Below are 15,024 nucleotides of genomic sequence, written 5' to 3' on the forward strand. Positions count from 1 at the left end.
GGCATGACCTCGCGATCATCCCCTATCTGATCTCTCCGCGAATGCCCGCGCCTGTCCGTATTTTTTTCTGCCGCTCTCGCCACCACACGGTCAGACCCGCGCCTACGGTGATCATCGCGCCGATCAGGCTGATGCCATCGATCAAATCGCCAAAAGCGATAAAGCTGAACACAATTGCCACGGGCAGCATCATAAAGTTAAAGGGCTGCAAAATGCTTGCCGGGGCTTCACGCAGCGACATGGTGAACAGTGTATGGGCAATATTGGCGGTGATGATGATTCCGCCAATCATCAACCAACCCTTTGGGCCGAAATTTTCAAAACTGGTGATGCCCACAGCGGTCGACAGCACAATGCCCACCAGCGCCATATAGGCCATAGAGGTGGACGTACGGTCATGGGGTGCCAGCATGCGGGTCACAATGGTGTAGCCCGCAAAGCTGAACACCGCACCGAGCTGGAAAATGACGCCCATATTAAACTCTTGAAAGCCAGGGCGGATCACAATCAGGGTGCCGATAAACCCAACAACAATCGCCACCCATCGGATAAGCCCCACCTGCTCGCCCAGCAAAGGAATCGCCAACATGGTGGTCACAATCGGGAACAACATGAAGATCGCCTGCGTGTCGGCCAACGGCAAAAAGGTCAGAGCTGCCGAGAAGCACCAGATGTCCGTCACCAAAAGGGTGCCGCGCGTGATTTGCAACAGTGGCCTTTTGCTCTTGAACGCGGTGCGCAACGTACCCTCGCGCCACAACCATGCGAGAATAAACACGCCCACACCCCAAAAGCGCACCATCACAACTTGGGTGAAGGGATAATCATTGACCATGATTTTGACCATCACGTCCTGCACCCCAAACACAAGAATTGCGGCTAGCGTTAGGCTGATCCCTTTGGCCACGTTGGCGTCGGCCGGCACCTGAAGCACAGACATGTTGAATTCCCTATTCACAATAGACAGAACCGCGATATAGTCGCAGAGGCGGCAAGAGCCTAACGCTAGCAGCGAAACGATCACTTGCCTACGCCAAATACGTCGTCGAGGATGACATTTGCAAATGAGCCCATCACAAAAGGAAATCATTTATGCCGCACATTATTGTTGAGCATTCGCGTTATTTGGCAGGTGATCAGCACATGCGAGAAGTGTGTCTGGAAATCTTCGACCAAATGGCAGCCCACCCCACCTTTCCGAACCCCGCCGCAATTAAAGTGCGAGCCATTGACTACAGCCAAAATGTGCAAGCCTTGGAGAATGACCATTTTGTGCACGCGACCATCAAGCTGCTGCCGGGGCGTGATGAAGCCACTAAAAAGCAACTTACCCAAAACCTGCTCGACCTGTTGATGGAAAAGCTGCCAGAGGCTGCGAGCTTCTCTGTTGACATCGAGGACCTCACAAGCGCCTATGTGAAGGCCTCACGCTAAAGGAGTTAAGACATGCACCGCCTTGTTCAAAATCTCGGCTTCGCCCTGCTGGCGGCAATGATCGCAATGCCCACCAGTGCCAGCGCCGAAACCTTTGGCGAAGACCGTCGCTATTTCAAAGACTGGTTGGCCGCTTGCCGCCCCACCACTGGCTATTGCTCTGCCACCGCCTATATCAACCCCAATCCGCCTAGCGGCATCGTGGCAGATTATGTGTTGCGCGTGGGCCGAAACTCCGGCACCGACGCCTGGGAAATTTCGCTGTCCACTGTTGCCACCATGGCCACCGACGACAGTTTTGTCACCATCGGCGAAGAACCTGACTTTCTCTTTTTCCAACGCACAGAAGATTTTGTAGCCTTTGGCGCGATCAATGATTTTTTCTTTTTGGGCAACAACGCCCGGCATTTGCTGCACAAAATGTTGGCCGACCAAACCCTCAACATCGAATTGGATACCGATCAGGGCCGGAAAGAATTGCAATTCTCGCTAAGTGGCCTCACCGCTTCTTTGTTGTGGATAGATGAGCAGCAAGACGCCGTCGGCAGCCCGCGCCTCGCAGGATATGCACCGCGAGATCAGCAACGGGCCTTTGCCCTACCCAATCCGCCTGCGACCGTCCCGCAAGCGATCAAGGATATGCATTTTGGTGGCGACCAGTGCGAATTTGGCCCAGATCATGAGTTCAGCGACGAATGGGAAAATATGCAGCTCGACCAGACCCGTAGCCTGTTTATGCTGCCTTGCTCGGCTGGTGCTTACAATTATCTTTTCCGCTTCTATGTCTGGGATCAAGCACAGCAAATCGCGAGCGCACAGCATTTTGTCGATTATAATGACAGCACCGGCTGGACGTCGACGGACATGCTGGTGAACCCCTCGCTCGACCGGCATAGCATCACCATTTCGTCCTTCAACAAATTCCGCGGATTGGGCGATTGCGGCAGCTCGGGCACGTGGCAATGGGCCGGTTACGGGCTTCAATTGCGCGAATATTATTACCAGCCCATTTGCGGTCTCGATTATGATGAAAACGCGGACCTGAGCTACCCGCAAATCTTTCCCGAGGCCGATTAGTGCGCCTATTTCTACTGACCAGTCTGGCGATGGTGGCCTTCGCCGCCAACTCGCTGCTCAACCGCGCAGCTTTGGCTGAGCAAGCCATCGACCCTTACAATTTCACCCTGCTGCGCCTCGGGTCCGGGGCGCTGACATTGGTGCTGATCGCCATGTTGGTGAACCGCAAAAGCGTTCAACAGATTGCCGCTGCTGGCGACTGGCGCAGCGCTGTGGCGCTGTTCGTCTATGCCATCGGGTTTTCCATCGCCTATTTATGGCTGGGGGCAGGCATGGGCGCGCTTATATTGTTCGCAATGGTACAATTCACCATGCTGGGCACCGCCATTGTTAAAGGGGATCGACCGACTGGCTTGGAAATAGCCGGTCTTGCCATGGCGTTGATCGGGTTTGTCGCGCTTGTCAGCCCCGGATTTGACCAGGCACCAAATCTGATCGCGGTCGGCCTGATGGCCAGCGCCGGTATCGCCTGGGGCGTCTATTCACTCCTGGGCCGCGGCTCAACCACCCCCACCCTCGACACGGCGGGCAACTTCTGGCGCGCCTTTTTGATCGGCTCAATCGTGATCGTGCCGGTGCTTTTGCTCCAGCTCAATCCGGCCCTTATCAGTTTTAAAGGTCTGGCGTTGGCCATCGCCTCCGGTGCCGTGGCGTCCGGCATGGGTTATGCGATCTGGTACACCGCCCTGCCTGGCCTCACCCGCACCCGCGCGGGCATCGTGCAGTTAAGCGTGCCCGCCCTTGCGGCCATCGCCGGGGTGGTGTTGTTGGGCGAGCCACTCACGCTGAAATTCGCCTTGCTGACAGCCTTGATTTTGGCCGGGGTTGGCATCGCCACCGTGGCGAAGGCCAAATCAGCTTAAAAAGGTGCGGAAAATGAAACCGAGCGAGATAAAATAGGGCACCAGCAATGCGACAATAAATACCCGCGCCCAAACCGCACGGAACCGCCACATCAGCAAGGCCGCCAGCCCCACACCGACCACCAGCTCAATGGCGCTGACAATTTCGCCGTAATTGGCGCTTTGATAGTAGGAAACGGGCGAATAGAATCGCCAATCCGTGATCGGCCAGAAATGCACGTGCGCATCGTCAGTATGGACGGGAAAGTCCATCACCACATGCAATAGCGCCCCCGCCGCAAAGATGCTGATCAAACGCCAATAATGCCGGTAAAGCGGCACATTCATGGCCAGCAACCAGCCCGAAAGGATCAAAAGCGCATAAAGCGGTATCGAGTTGGAGATGGCCGAAAAGCTTTGCCACGGTTCCTGCCAATAAAGCCCATCTGGACTGCGCCACATATTGCCGCGTCCAACCCCGGTGATGGCCGAATAGGCCACCATGATAAACACCGAAAGGTCCGGCACAAAACCGCCCACAAAGGCCAAAATATTCTGCCGCCGCGGCGCGTCACGTCGGGTCAGTAAGGCACCTGCCACTAGCACATGTGTAGTTGTGATCATATGGCAACGTCCCTTTCTCCAAAAGCCGGAGTTTGGCGCAAATCCGATTGACTGGCCAGTGCGTTAACAAGATTGTGAGAACAATCACAAACACCAAATCAAACATTTTTCGATGAAAAGGTTGGAAACTGAACTCAATACCTTTAAATCTCGTCCACACATACCATATCAAGTGCTCTTGTGTTTTGCGGCATATCTAGTATCTAGCTGTCGCAAATGATCGTTCAAAAAGGTTGCAATGCCCTATTTTCTGCTCATCTTGGGATTAGCCACGCTCGTTGTTACTGGTGATTTGCTCGTGCGTGGCGCGGTTGGCGTGTCCAATCGCATGGGTATTCCCCCGCTGGTCATTGGCTTAACAGTCGTCGCCTTCGGCACATCCGCACCTGAATTGGTTGTTTCAATTTCCGCTGCGCTTGACGGCGCGTCGGGACTGTCGATCGGCAATGTTGTCGGCTCCAATATCACCAACATTCTATTGGTATTGGGCTTTCCGGCGCTGTTTTTTACCATTGATTGCAAGCAGACAGGATTGCGGCGCTCCACCAGCTTTATGATCATCGTCTCAGTGCTGCTGATCATTTTGAGCATTGACGGGGTGATCAACCATGTGGACGGGCTGATTTTTCTGGGTCTGTTGGCCGGCTACCTGCTTTATAACGGGTTTGAAGCCAACAAAATGCGCAAGCGTGGCCAGAACATCGAAGAATTGATGGAAGAGATTGAGGACGCGCCGGAAGATCCGAAAAAAATCGCGATCTATTTGATCATCGGTATCATCGGCCTGCCTCTGGGCGGCAAGCTGACGACAGACAGCGCGTTGGACATTGCCGCAATCTGGGGCGTGGCCGACAGCGCTGTAGGCCTAACCATCGTGGCACTGGGCACCTCGCTGCCTGAACTGGCCGCCGGCATGGCAGCGGCGCTGCGGCGCCACTCCGCCGTGGCCATTGGCAATGCGGTGGGCTCCAACATCTTCAATATCTTGTCGATCCTGGGCATCACATCCCTGATCGTACCATTGAAAGTGGCACCCAACTTTATGGCTTTCGACTATTGGGTCATGCTGTTTATCGCCATCGCTCTGGCACCGATCGTGTTTATGCACCGCGCTATCGGCAAAATTGAAGGTGGGGTGATGACCATCGCCTATCTCGTGTATCTTGTGGTTGTTTTCCAAATTGGACACGAACTGGCTGAAGGGCTACCCATTGGATAATGCAAAAACAAACTTTTCTCATCACGGGCGCCGCTAACCGTATCGGCGCGGCCATGGCCGAGGGCCTGGCCAAAGACGGGCATCAGGTGGTTATTCATTATAACCGCTCAGACGACGAAGCCGCCAAGCTGGCTGAAAAGCTGAACGCGCAAGGCTGCAAAACAGCCATTGAAGGCGCGGACCTGACCGACGCCGGCCAATATGACACGCTGGTGGAGCGTGCCGCCAAGCATTTTGGGCCGCTCACCGGGTTGATCAACAATGCCAGCCTGTTTAAACCGGACAACATTGACGACCTGACCCACGAGCTTTGGCACAAACACTTCAGCGTACACGCGGAAGCCACCATGTTTTTGGCCAAGCATTTCGCGGCACAATTACCAGACGATCAACAAGGCTTGATTGTCAATATGATTGACCAGCGGGTCTGGGCGCTCAAGCCGAGCTTTTTCAGCTATACGCTGTCAAAGTCGGTATTGTGGACTGCAACCCAAACGCTGGCGCAAGCGCTGGCACCACGCATCCGCGTCAATGCTATTGGCCCCGGCCCCACCCTGCAAAATGAACATCAGACCGAGGCTGATTTTGAGGACGAACTGAAAAGTCTGCCGTTAAAAACTGGCCCGGCGCTGGACGAAATCGTAGACACAGTCCGCTATTTCCTCAACGCCAAATCAGTAACCGGACAAATGATCGCCATGGATGGCGGGCAGCATCTGATGTGGACTGATATTGGTGAAACAAATTAGTTTTTGCGCTATGTTTGAGTCGCAATGAACGAACCAACCGCATCCCCCGGCCCAGACATCATCAAACGCTTTGTGAAAACCCTGCCCTCTGGGCCCGGGGTTTATCGCATGCTGGATGAACAGCAGAATGTGATCTATGTGGGCAAGGCCCGCAACCTCAAGGCGCGGGTGACCAACTATACCCGCTATGAAGGCAATTCGGTGCGCATTGGCCGCATGATCGCGGCCACCCGCTCCATGGAGTTTGTGACCACAAACACCGAGAGTGAGGCGCTGCTGCTCGAAGCCAATATGATCAAGCGCTTGCGGCCCCGCTATAATGTGTTGCTGCGCGACGACAAAAGCTTCCCCTATATTTTGCTGGCCACCGAGCACGAAGCAGCCGAGCTGACCAAGCACCGCGGGGTGCGCCGCCGCAAGGGCCATTATTTTGGCCCCTTTGCCTCGGTGACCGCAGTGAACCGCACGATCACCGCACTACAAAAAGCCTTCTTGCTGCGCAATTGTTCCGACAGCTATTATCAGGGCCGCACCCGCCCCTGCTTGCAGCACCAGATCAAACGCTGCGCTGCCCCTTGCACCGGGGAAATCTCCATCGAGGATTATCAAAAGCTGGTGCAGGATGCCGTAGACTTTTTGTCCGGCAAGTCGAAAAGCGTGCAGGCACAATTGTCGAAAGAAATGCAGCAAGCTTCAGAAGAACTGGACTTTGAGCGCGCTGCCATGTTGCGTGACCGGATTTCGGCGCTGGCCATGATCCAGTCGCAAGGCGATATGAGCGCGCAAAGCCTGTCTGAAGGCGACATCTTCGCCATTCACCAAGAAGCAGGCCGGTTCTGCATTCAGGTGTTTTTCTTCCGCGCGCATCAAAACTGGGGTAACCGTGCCTATTATCCGCGGGCTGACAAAAGCCTTGAGGAGGGGGAAGTGCTGGAAGCCTTTGTGGCGCAATTTTATGAAAACCGCACACCGCCCAAAGTGGTGTTGCTCTCGCATCCGGTGGAGAACCCGAAACTCTTGCAGGAAGCGCTCAGCATTCGGGCCGACCGAAAGATTGACGTGCAAACCCCGCAGCGCGGCGAAAAACGGCAATTTGTGGAGCATGCGCTCGATAATGCCCGCCAGGCGCTGGGGCGGCAATTGGCGGAAAGCGCCTCACAAACCAGCCTTTTGGAAGGCATGACCAAAACCTTTGAACTGGACGAGCCGCCCAAACGCATCGAGATTTATGATAACTCGCACATTCAGGGCACCCATGCGGTGGGCGCCATGGTGGTGGCGGGGCGCGAAGGCCTCTCCAAAAAACATTACCGCACCTTCAACATCAAGTCCGAAGAGCTGACCCCGGGCGACGATTTCGGCATGATGAATGAGGTGCTCACTCGCCGGTTCAAACGGCTGGTGAATGAATATAAAGCGCCCGATGAAGATCTACTGAAAGACCCGAGCCAAATGCCGGAATGGCCTGATGTGTTGCTGATTGACGGTGGCAAGGGGCAATTGAGCGCTGTGCGCAAAGTGCTGGAGCAGTTCGACCTGCCGCAGAAAGTCACGCTGATCGGCATCGCCAAAGGCGAAGAGCGCAATGCGGGACGCGAGACCTTCTTCATTGAAGGCCGCGAGCCCTTTATGCTGCCGGCGCGTGACCCGGTGCTTTATTATGTGCAGCGCCTGCGCGACGAAGCGCACCGATTTGCCATTGGCACCCACCGGGCCAAACGCTCAAAAGCGATTGTGAAAAACCCGCTCGATGAGATCGAAGGCATTGGGCCCAGCCGCAAGCGCAATCTGCTCAACCATTTCGGCTCCGCCAAATCCGTGGGCCGTGCAGCGCTGGCTGATCTGCAATCGGTGCCCGGCATTTCAAAACAAATGGCACAGACCATTTACGACTATTTCAATAGGTCATAAACTCGGCCAAAATTTCCGACATAAAGGCACCCTTATGAACTTGCCCAATCTTCTGACCATTTTTCGCATCGTCGCGATTCCGGTGATCATCTGGCTGGTCTTTATCGACAATGATATTGCGCGGCAGGTGGCCTTTGCCCTTTATGTCGTGGCGTGCCTCACCGACTATCTTGACGGCTATCTGGCCCGCAAAATGAACATTGTCTCAGACCTGGGGCGCATGCTGGACCCCATCGCGGACAAGCTGTTGGTCGGCACTTTGCTGATTGCCTTCGCCTATACGGGCGAGTTCAACCTGATCGAAACCTGGCTGGCAATTGCGATCATGTTCCGAGAGATTGCCGTGGCGGGCTTGCGCGAATATTTGGGCAATGCGCAAATCACCGTGCATGTCTCGAAGCTGGCCAAATATAAAACCACGGTGCAATTGGTGGCGCTCGCCATCTTTATGGTTGTGCCCTTGGTGCCCAGTGTCGGCTCCGCTGCGCATGGCCTGCTATGGCTGGCCGCGGCGTTGACGGTCTATACCGGCTATGAATATTTCGCAGGCGCCTGGCCGAAACTGACAGGCAAGGCGGAAGCCAAATGATTATTCGCTATTTCGCCTGGATACGTGAACGGCTGAACCGCGACCAGCAAGAGCTGGCGCTGCCGGAGAGCGTGCAGACTGTGGCGGATGCCCTTGACCACCTGCGCGCAACGGATGAAGATTTTGCCGCCATTTTGCCGCCGGAAACCGTATTTCGAGTGGCCTTGGATGATGAGTTGGTGGAGCTGGATACGCCATTGGGCAATGCCAAAGAACTCTCCATCTTCCCGCCCATGACGGGGGGATAATGACCGTCACCGTCAATTTGCAGCAAGAAATGTTTGACGCGGGTGCCTTGGTCAATCAATTCACACGCGATCTGCCCGAGGCAGGCGCGGTGGCGACCTTTACCGGGCTGGTGCGCTCCACCCCTGACAAGCCGATCCGGGCACTGATATTGGAACACCACCCCACCATGGCGCAAAAGCAGATTGAGCGTTTTGCGCAGGAGGCGACTGATCGTTTCGACCTGCTGGCCATCGAGGTGGTGCACCGTTTTGGCGAAATGCAGGTGGGCGAACCCATTGTGCAGGTGATGGCCGCCAGCCATCATCGGCAGTCCGCTTTTGACGGCGCAAACTATGTGATGGATTGGCTTAAAACTGATGCACCCTTTTGGAAAAAGGAAGTGGGGCCTGACGGCAGCTATTGGGTGGATGCACGCGAGACCGACGAAACCGCCAAAGAAAAGTGGACAAAATAAAACGCCGCCTCAATCGAAGCGGCGTTTTTCAATTCTCTTGAGAACCTTGCTTACTCAGCAGCGGCCTTTTTCGGCTGCACCGCCTCGGCATAGGCTTCGATCATTTTCTGGCAAATTTCGCGCTTTTCAAACACGGTGCCTTCAATTTCAGCGACAGGGGTCACTTCCGCCGCAGAGCCCGTGAGGAAGCATTCTTCAAACTCACCAATCTCTTCAGGCTTGATGATCCGCTCAATCACATTGATGCCTTGCTCCTTGGCAAGACCGATCACGGTGCGGCGGGTGATGCCATCCAAGAAACAATCCGGCTTCGGCGTATGGATCTCACCATCTTTGATGAAGAACACGTTCGCGCCAGTTGCTTCCGCCACATAGCCGCGATAATCGCGCATCAGCGCATCGGAATAGCCTTTGGCTTCTGCGGCATGTTTGGACAGTGTACAGATCATATAAAGACCCGACGCCTTAGACGCAAAGGGCGCAGAATCTGGCGCAGGGCGCTGCCAATCTGACCAGGCCAGGCGTACGCCTTTCAGCTTTTCTTCCATAGAAAACAGGCTCGGCCATTCCCAGGCGGCAATCGCCAAATGGACCGGATTATTATGGGCGCCCAGACCAAGCTCGTGTGAACCGCGCCACGCCAAGGGACGCATATAGGCGTTGGTCAGGTTGTTTTTCTCCAACACCTCACGGCAAGCCGCATCAATCTCATCAGCAGAATATGGAATTTCAAAGTCCAAAATATTGGCAGACTTGCGCAACCGCTCCGAGTGCTCATGCAGTTTGAACACTTCACCATTATACGCCCGTTGTCCCTCAAACACGCTCGACGCATAGTGCAGCGCATGGGTCAACACATGCACCTTGCACTCTTTCCATTCGCGCATTTCCCCATCAAACCAGATCCAACCATCGCGTTGGTCTAAAGGTACACCGGCCATTTTCTTCTCCCTAACATCGGCTTTTGGCCCGAAATTTCTCTGATTATCACATTGCCGGGCCATCAAACTGCAAAATTTAGATTTGGCAAGCTGCCGATCTTGGCAAATGGCCCCAGCTTTGGGATAAGTGTAAATCAAACTGTGAACAGGGTGAAGCATGACAGCCAACAAAATAAATGTCAACAAGGCTGACATAAATTCTGAAAAAGAAAATGCGTCACAGGACAAAATGGACGCCATGCCCCTTGATCTGATGGGGCTTTTATTCTTCGCCTACAGGGATTTTGTGCATGAGGCGGACGAGCTTTTGTCGCGGCAAGGCTTTGGCCGCGCCCACCATCGGGTACTCTATTTCGTCAATTTGCGTCCGGGCATGACTGTGGCGGACCTGCTGGACCTGTTAAAAATCACCAAACAAAGCCTGGCACGTGTGCTGCGACAATTGATTGATAATGGCTATATCGAGCAACGTACCGGCCAGAAAGACCGGCGCAAACGCCTGTTGTACCCTACGGAACAAGGCGCAGAATTTTTCACCCTACTGTCCGCCAACCAATCGCAACGCATGCGTGAGGCACTGGACAAGCTCCCCCCCGAAACCAAGGATACTGTCGCAAAGTTTTTCGTGGAAATGATCGATCCAGAAGATCACAGTAAGCTGAAAAATCTAAGCCTGATCGATATCGACTAACCCATAGCGACGGGCTGGCGCGCGTCAGGCGACATCAACGCCGTTCTCAAAAACCTGGTGTTGGCCGCGACCTGCCCGCTTGGCCCCATAAAGCGCCATATCCGCCTCTGCACGCAGCCGCTCCGCATCAACCTCGGCCCCTTGCGCCCGGGTAATGCCAATGCTGACCTTGCAGCTTAGCTGATGCCCCTCAATGTCCAGCGGTGTTCCAAGTGCATTTTTAACATCTAAAGCCAGCATTTCTGCCTCTTCAACAGTGCGGAACCGCCCCGATATGATGGCAAACTCATCCCCGCCAAGACGGGCCGCAAAATCGGAAGGGTCAATTGCTTTTAAGATCATTTCGCCGGCATGGCGCAAAAGCGCATCACCCGCATTATGCCCGTTCATGTCGTTGACTTGCTTGAAATGATCAAGATCTACAAATAGCAAGGTGAGCGGCAACCCAGCCGCGTTTGCCTCTTTGATTTTCCGATCAATTTCCTTGTCAAAATAACGCCTGTTGGGAAGATTGGTCAGTGCATCATGGGTAGACTCATACGATAAACGACGTTCCAACGCCCTGATGTCGGTGACATCCTCATGGGTGGCGATCCATCCCCCCAAAGGGGTCGAAGAATGAACCGACTTGATAATGCGTCCATCAGCCATGCGTGTTTCCGCAACAAAAACGTCTTTTGACAGCAATGTCTTTTCCAGCTTGTCCCGATAGAGCGCGGGGTCTCCCTCAAAATTACCCCTCAATTGCTGCGATCTTAACATGTCCATAAAACCTACGCCCTCATAGATTTCCGATTGCTGCATACCGAACATGTCGACATATTTATCATTCCAGACCGTGAGTTTATGATCGGCATTAAAGCAGGAAACACCTTGGTTCATGTTCGCCAGCGTGATGGACAATTGCAAATTGCTTTTGGTGATCAGCGCCCGTGACCGCGCCAAGTCGGCAACAGTGACTGATATCGCATAAAACGGCAAAACAGCCAGCAAGGTCAGCAATTGGGCCTCAAAAACCTGATCACGCAAACTAAGATCAGTTTGGGGCTGTGGCCACCAACCAAACACCACAGCCAATGAAACGGCAACGACCAGCAAAGAACCCACTGTGGCAACTTTGAACGGCTTACCTTTAAGCGCGAGCCAGCAACTCGGCACCATAAACGCCAAAGCCATGGGCAAGTTCAACGCATAAAGCGCGGCCAACCCGAAGATCGAGCAAGCGAGAAATACAGCGAATGACTTTATCAGTCTTGGCACTGCCACCGTTTTTGGCCACAGACCACGCCATTGCGGCCAACCGGTTGATAATAAAGGCAACAAAACGATCACTGAGCTCACGGTGTCCCCTGCCCACAAATAGGTCAGGCTTTTTGTGAACGGCAAATTCAGCTCGACATTTAAAAAGTAGGCGCCAATCAGGGCCCCCGGCAAAACTGCCGCAATCAGGGTGCCCAACAAAATAAAGAACGTTGCGGGCGTCTCCACAGGAGCTTCATCCAGTTTGAGTGCCCGCAGCCCCAAACTGACCAGCAAAATCTCTAAATTGTTGGCGATGGGCAGCCCAAAGGCCAACAGCAACGGGTCGCCAAACAACAAAAGGCTCGCAATATTACCGAGAAGTGCGCCCAATAGCACGGAGGGCAGATATGCTAAACCAAGGACCAGAATCAAGGCGACCATGGCTGCGTTCGCGGGCCAAAAAACAGCAACACCATGAGACATGTGCGCCAAGACCACGCCAATACTGGCCAAGATGACGAACATCACAAATGAAGCAATAAAGATCTTGCCGTGCTGGACGGCACTTGAGACCTTCAAAACCCTTATCCCCAACCAAAACCCCTAGATGTGCGTTGCACATTGTTAAACAGTTTGGCTGCAAAAGATTGATTGCACGTTACTTTAAATAACAAAAACGGCGTGAAAATCGAGATTTCGCAAAGAAAAAGGCGTCAAAATCCGACTAAAACGCCGTTTTAACGCCTAGAACCGATGAGAATTCGGCAATGCGCTACATCAAGCGCTGGCCGTTTGGTACTTTTTTGTCGGTGGCGGCAAGCACAATATCGCCCTTTTCGTCTTCAAAGCCCAAGGTGAGCACTTCCGAGCGAAAGGGTCCAATTTGCCGTGGTGGAAAATTGACCACAGCCATCACCTGCCGCCCAACCAGATCGTCAGCTTCATAATGCACTGTAATCTGCGCGGATGATTTTTTGATGCCGATCTCGTCGCCAAAATCGATCAGCATAATGTGCGCCGGTTTGCGAGCCTCTGGAAACGGACGCACTTCGACAATGGTGCCGGTGCGAATATCGACCTTCATAAAATCATCAAAGCTGATTTCTTCGGCAATTTTACTCATCGTCACCCAACTCCCGAGCGCGCTCAATGGCGGCTCTGACTGTTTTTTCCATCAACGGCTCCAGCCCGTCTTCGGCCATCAAAACCTGCAATCCGGCATAGGTGGTACCATTGGGCGATGTCACATTTTCACGCAATTGCGCGGCGCTGGTCTGGGAATCATATTCCATCAGCCCCGCAGCCCCGACCACCGTCTGGCGCGCAAATTTCATCGCCAAATCCGGCGGCATTCCATTGGCCTCCGCGGCCTCGGCCAGCGCCTCAACCATATAAAACACATAAGCTGGCCCGGACCCGGCAACACCTGTGACCTTGTTGATGTCATCCTCAGAATTTAGCCAGGCGACCGTGCCGGCAGCTTCGAGCAGATTGTCAGCAACCATCCGGTCTTGTGGATCGACGGCTTTATTCGAAAATACCCCCGTAATGCCTTTGCCAATTTGTGCCGGCGTGTTGGGCATGGCGCGGATCACTTTGGCGCACCCGGACAGTTCTTCCATTTTGGCAATAGAAATCCCGGCCATCACAGAAATCAGCACCGTTTCGTCGCCAATGGCCGGTTTGATTGAGGCCAGCACATCGTCGGCAACTTGCGGCTTGACCGCCAACACCACCACCTGTGCATGTTTGTCGGGCACCGATTGGTAAATGGTGAGGCCAACAGTCGACGCTTTATTGCGCACGGACGAAGAAGGATTGGGATCAACCAGAATCAACCGATCCGGCGAAAGGCCGGCATCCAGCCAGCCATCAGCCATGGCCATACCCATTTTGCCAGCGCCAACAAGAACAACCGGCCCCACATCAGATAACATTTATGCCTCACCCACCGTTTCAAATATCACATGCGACAGCGCTTCTGCGGCAGGCTTGCCAGCCCAAACCACAAATTGAAAGGCCTGATAATATTGATCACAGCTTTCAATTGCAGAATTGAGCAAAGCTTCGCACTGGGAAGGAGACACTTCCGCCCCGCCACTCAATAGATGCGCGTTACGGAACAGAACCATATTTTCTTTGCGCCAAATGTCAAAATGGCCAATCCACAATTGCTCATTAATCTGCGTGACCAGCTGTTTAACTTCAGCGCGGCGCGCCTCAGGCACCTTCAGATCAAACGCGCAGGCAATGTGCAGCGATTCCAGATTTTCCATCCAGGAAAAAGAAACATGATAGTCTGTCCAGCTGCCCTTGACCGAAATGGCAATTTCGTCAGCATCCTGGCGCTCAAAGACCCAATCGTTGATGCCTGCAATATGCTCGATAATATCCACCGGGTGTACCACCCGATCCTGTTCCATCTGTAATAGCGACATAATGCGCCTCGCAAAAAGCTCGTGTTGCAGGGGGCAAACCCGAAGCTCACCCGATTTAGATACGCAAAGATACTCAAGATTTGGCCCGAATTCTGGACCTACGCGCTGGTCAGAGTGCGTCGCCTTTGCGAATCTACCGCGTTGCGACAAAGCCTAGCACCGACCATCAAATGGGAAACCCGGCAAAAGGAGAATCCCACATCATTATTTTTTGATGATCGGCCCGAGATGGTTAATGAGGCGTTAAGAACAGTAACTTATCCACCGGAAACCCGGTTCAAATTGGTACAGATTACTTCTTTTTCAGCTTATCGAGATCAGCGCGGAGCTGCTCAATTTCTTCATTCTGCGCCGCCAATTGCGCCTTCACCGCTTCAAATTCTTCGCGTTTGACCAATTCCATATCATTGACCACACGCTCCATTTGCGATTTGACTGCGGTTTCGATTTCGCGGCGCACGCCATCGGCCACACCAGCGGCATCATTCATCAATTTGCTCAAATCGTCGAAAAACTTATTGCCTTCACGCATAATTGTACCTGCCTTTCAAAAAGGGTACGTGA

At 53.7% G+C, this 15,024-nt stretch carries 18 protein-coding genes; 10 read left to right on the forward strand and 8 right to left on the reverse strand.

Features of this window, described 5'->3' with window-relative positions:
* Window positions 1–22 precede the first annotated feature (22 nt).
* Window positions 23–940, reverse strand: coding sequence for a DMT family transporter (locus L1I42_RS11150; RefSeq protein ID WP_236114603.1), 918 nt, complete (start codon window positions 938–940; stop codon window positions 23–25).
* Between the two features lie 152 nt (window positions 941–1,092).
* Here L1I42_RS11150 and L1I42_RS11155 point away from each other — a divergent pair, with 152 nt between their 5' ends.
* From L1I42_RS11155 to L1I42_RS11165, 3 genes are read left to right on the forward strand one after another with little or no spacing between them, the layout of a single operon-like run.
* Window positions 1,093–1,434 (forward strand): 5-carboxymethyl-2-hydroxymuconate Delta-isomerase, encoded by a 342-nt coding sequence (locus tag L1I42_RS11155; protein ID WP_236114604.1) that lies wholly within the window; start codon window positions 1,093–1,095, stop codon window positions 1,432–1,434.
* Between the two features lie 12 nt (window positions 1,435–1,446).
* Window positions 1,447–2,511, forward strand: a complete 1,065-nt coding sequence (locus L1I42_RS11160) for a DUF1176 domain-containing protein (protein WP_236114605.1) — start codon at window positions 1,447–1,449, stop codon at window positions 2,509–2,511.
* A complete protein-coding gene (locus tag L1I42_RS11165; protein ID WP_236114606.1) occupies window positions 2,511–3,374 on the forward strand; it encodes a DMT family transporter in 864 nt (287 codons plus the stop codon). The genes L1I42_RS11160 and L1I42_RS11165 overlap by 1 nt, the downstream gene beginning before the upstream one ends.
* On the opposite strand, the gene L1I42_RS11170 is transcribed toward L1I42_RS11165, so the two are convergent.
* Window positions 3,366–3,977, reverse strand: a complete 612-nt coding sequence (locus tag L1I42_RS11170; protein WP_236114607.1) for a hypothetical protein — start codon at window positions 3,975–3,977, stop codon at window positions 3,366–3,368. The genes L1I42_RS11165 and L1I42_RS11170 overlap by 9 nt on opposite strands.
* 238 nt (window positions 3,978–4,215) lie before the next feature.
* Here L1I42_RS11170 and L1I42_RS11175 point away from each other — a divergent pair, with 238 nt between their 5' ends.
* The 6 genes from L1I42_RS11175 to L1I42_RS11200 are packed head-to-tail and all read left to right on the forward strand — an operon-like array spanning window position 4,216 to window position 9,148.
* Window positions 4,216–5,196 carry a calcium/sodium antiporter gene (locus L1I42_RS11175; RefSeq protein WP_236114608.1) on the forward strand — a complete coding sequence of 327 codons (981 nt, stop codon included), beginning with the start codon at window positions 4,216–4,218 and terminating at the stop codon, window positions 5,194–5,196.
* Window positions 5,196–5,945, forward strand: a complete 750-nt coding sequence (locus L1I42_RS11180) for an SDR family oxidoreductase (protein ID WP_236114609.1) — start codon at window positions 5,196–5,198, stop codon at window positions 5,943–5,945. The genes L1I42_RS11175 and L1I42_RS11180 overlap by 1 nt, the downstream gene beginning before the upstream one ends.
* A gap of 24 nt (window positions 5,946–5,969) precedes the next feature.
* Window positions 5,970–7,856, forward strand: coding sequence for an excinuclease ABC subunit UvrC (gene uvrC / locus L1I42_RS11185; RefSeq protein WP_236114610.1), 1,887 nt, complete (start codon window positions 5,970–5,972; stop codon window positions 7,854–7,856).
* A 34-nt stretch (window positions 7,857–7,890) separates the two neighbouring features.
* Complete coding sequence (gene pgsA / locus L1I42_RS11190) at window positions 7,891–8,445, forward strand: CDP-diacylglycerol--glycerol-3-phosphate 3-phosphatidyltransferase (RefSeq protein WP_236114611.1); 555 nt, start codon at window positions 7,891–7,893, stop codon at window positions 8,443–8,445.
* Entirely contained in the window at window positions 8,442–8,693 is a 252-nt protein-coding gene (locus tag L1I42_RS11195) for a MoaD/ThiS family protein (RefSeq protein WP_236114612.1), read from the forward strand. Before pgsA ends, L1I42_RS11195 begins: the two co-directional genes overlap by 4 nt.
* A complete protein-coding gene (locus tag L1I42_RS11200; RefSeq protein ID WP_236114613.1) occupies window positions 8,693–9,148 on the forward strand; it encodes a molybdenum cofactor biosynthesis protein MoaE in 456 nt (151 codons plus the stop codon). The genes L1I42_RS11195 and L1I42_RS11200 overlap by 1 nt, the downstream gene beginning before the upstream one ends.
* 50 nt (window positions 9,149–9,198) lie before the next feature.
* On the opposite strand, the gene L1I42_RS11205 is transcribed toward L1I42_RS11200, so the two are convergent.
* Window positions 9,199–10,089 carry a branched-chain amino acid aminotransferase gene (locus L1I42_RS11205; RefSeq protein ID WP_236114614.1) on the reverse strand — a complete coding sequence of 297 codons (891 nt, stop codon included), beginning with the start codon at window positions 10,087–10,089 and terminating at the stop codon, window positions 9,199–9,201.
* A 157-nt stretch (window positions 10,090–10,246) separates the two neighbouring features.
* On the opposite strand from L1I42_RS11205, the gene L1I42_RS11210 reads away from it, so the two are divergent.
* Complete coding sequence (locus L1I42_RS11210) at window positions 10,247–10,780, forward strand: MarR family winged helix-turn-helix transcriptional regulator (protein WP_236114615.1); 534 nt, start codon at window positions 10,247–10,249, stop codon at window positions 10,778–10,780.
* Window positions 10,781–10,804: 24 nt separating this feature from the next.
* On the opposite strand, the gene L1I42_RS11215 is transcribed toward L1I42_RS11210, so the two are convergent.
* The 5 genes from L1I42_RS11215 to L1I42_RS11235 form a co-directional block, all read right to left on the reverse strand.
* On the reverse strand, window positions 10,805–12,601 hold the full coding sequence (locus L1I42_RS11215; RefSeq protein ID WP_236114616.1) for a diguanylate cyclase domain-containing protein: 1,797 nt from the start codon (window positions 12,599–12,601) through the stop codon (window positions 10,805–10,807).
* Between the two features lie 193 nt (window positions 12,602–12,794).
* Window positions 12,795–13,136 carry a tRNA-binding protein gene (locus L1I42_RS11220; protein ID WP_236115052.1) on the reverse strand — a complete coding sequence of 114 codons (342 nt, stop codon included), beginning with the start codon at window positions 13,134–13,136 and terminating at the stop codon, window positions 12,795–12,797.
* A gap of 1 nt (window position 13,137) precedes the next feature.
* Window positions 13,138–13,959 carry a pyrroline-5-carboxylate reductase gene (gene proC, locus L1I42_RS11225; protein WP_236114617.1) on the reverse strand — a complete coding sequence of 274 codons (822 nt, stop codon included), beginning with the start codon at window positions 13,957–13,959 and terminating at the stop codon, window positions 13,138–13,140.
* Window positions 13,960–14,460, reverse strand: coding sequence for a type III secretion system chaperone family protein (locus L1I42_RS11230; protein ID WP_236114618.1), 501 nt, complete (start codon window positions 14,458–14,460; stop codon window positions 13,960–13,962). It abuts the gene before it with no gap.
* A gap of 292 nt (window positions 14,461–14,752) precedes the next feature.
* Window positions 14,753–14,992, reverse strand: coding sequence for an accessory factor UbiK family protein (locus L1I42_RS11235; protein ID WP_255769208.1), 240 nt, complete (start codon window positions 14,990–14,992; stop codon window positions 14,753–14,755).
* Window positions 14,993–15,024: the final 32 nt, after the last annotated feature.

It is taken from the genome of Maritalea mediterranea (assembly GCF_021568695.1).
In the GTDB taxonomy this organism is placed as follows: domain Bacteria; phylum Pseudomonadota; class Alphaproteobacteria; order Rhizobiales; family Devosiaceae; genus Maritalea; species Maritalea mediterranea.

What these genes read in the sequence shown, in the direction of transcription:
- L1I42_RS11150 (WP_236114603.1), bottom strand. Translation starts at nt 940, where the DNA reads ATGTCTGTGCTTCAGGTGCCGGCCGACGCCAACGTGGCCAAAGGGATC.
- L1I42_RS11155 (WP_236114604.1), top strand. Translation starts at nt 1,093, where the DNA reads ATGCCGCACATTATTGTTGAGCATTCGCGTTATTTGGCAGGTGATCAG.
- L1I42_RS11160 (WP_236114605.1), top strand. Translation starts at nt 1,447, where the DNA reads ATGCACCGCCTTGTTCAAAATCTCGGCTTCGCCCTGCTGGCGGCAATG.
- L1I42_RS11170 (WP_236114607.1), bottom strand. Translation starts at nt 3,977, where the DNA reads ATGATCACAACTACACATGTGCTAGTGGCAGGTGCCTTACTGACCCGA.
- L1I42_RS11175 (WP_236114608.1), top strand. Translation starts at nt 4,216, where the DNA reads ATGCCCTATTTTCTGCTCATCTTGGGATTAGCCACGCTCGTTGTTACT.
- L1I42_RS11180 (WP_236114609.1), top strand. Translation starts at nt 5,196, where the DNA reads ATGCAAAAACAAACTTTTCTCATCACGGGCGCCGCTAACCGTATCGGC.
- uvrC (WP_236114610.1), top strand. Translation starts at nt 5,970, where the DNA reads ATGAACGAACCAACCGCATCCCCCGGCCCAGACATCATCAAACGCTTT.
- pgsA (WP_236114611.1), top strand. Translation starts at nt 7,891, where the DNA reads ATGAACTTGCCCAATCTTCTGACCATTTTTCGCATCGTCGCGATTCCG.
- L1I42_RS11195 (WP_236114612.1), top strand. Translation starts at nt 8,442, where the DNA reads ATGATTATTCGCTATTTCGCCTGGATACGTGAACGGCTGAACCGCGAC.
- L1I42_RS11200 (WP_236114613.1), top strand. Translation starts at nt 8,693, where the DNA reads ATGACCGTCACCGTCAATTTGCAGCAAGAAATGTTTGACGCGGGTGCC.
- L1I42_RS11205 (WP_236114614.1), bottom strand. Translation starts at nt 10,089, where the DNA reads ATGGCCGGTGTACCTTTAGACCAACGCGATGGTTGGATCTGGTTTGAT.
- L1I42_RS11210 (WP_236114615.1), top strand. Translation starts at nt 10,247, where the DNA reads ATGACAGCCAACAAAATAAATGTCAACAAGGCTGACATAAATTCTGAA.
- proC (WP_236114617.1), bottom strand. Translation starts at nt 13,959, where the DNA reads ATGTTATCTGATGTGGGGCCGGTTGTTCTTGTTGGCGCTGGCAAAATG.
- L1I42_RS11230 (WP_236114618.1), bottom strand. Translation starts at nt 14,460, where the DNA reads ATGTCGCTATTACAGATGGAACAGGATCGGGTGGTACACCCGGTGGAT.
- L1I42_RS11235 (WP_255769208.1), bottom strand. Translation starts at nt 14,992, where the DNA reads ATGCGTGAAGGCAATAAGTTTTTCGACGATTTGAGCAAATTGATGAAT.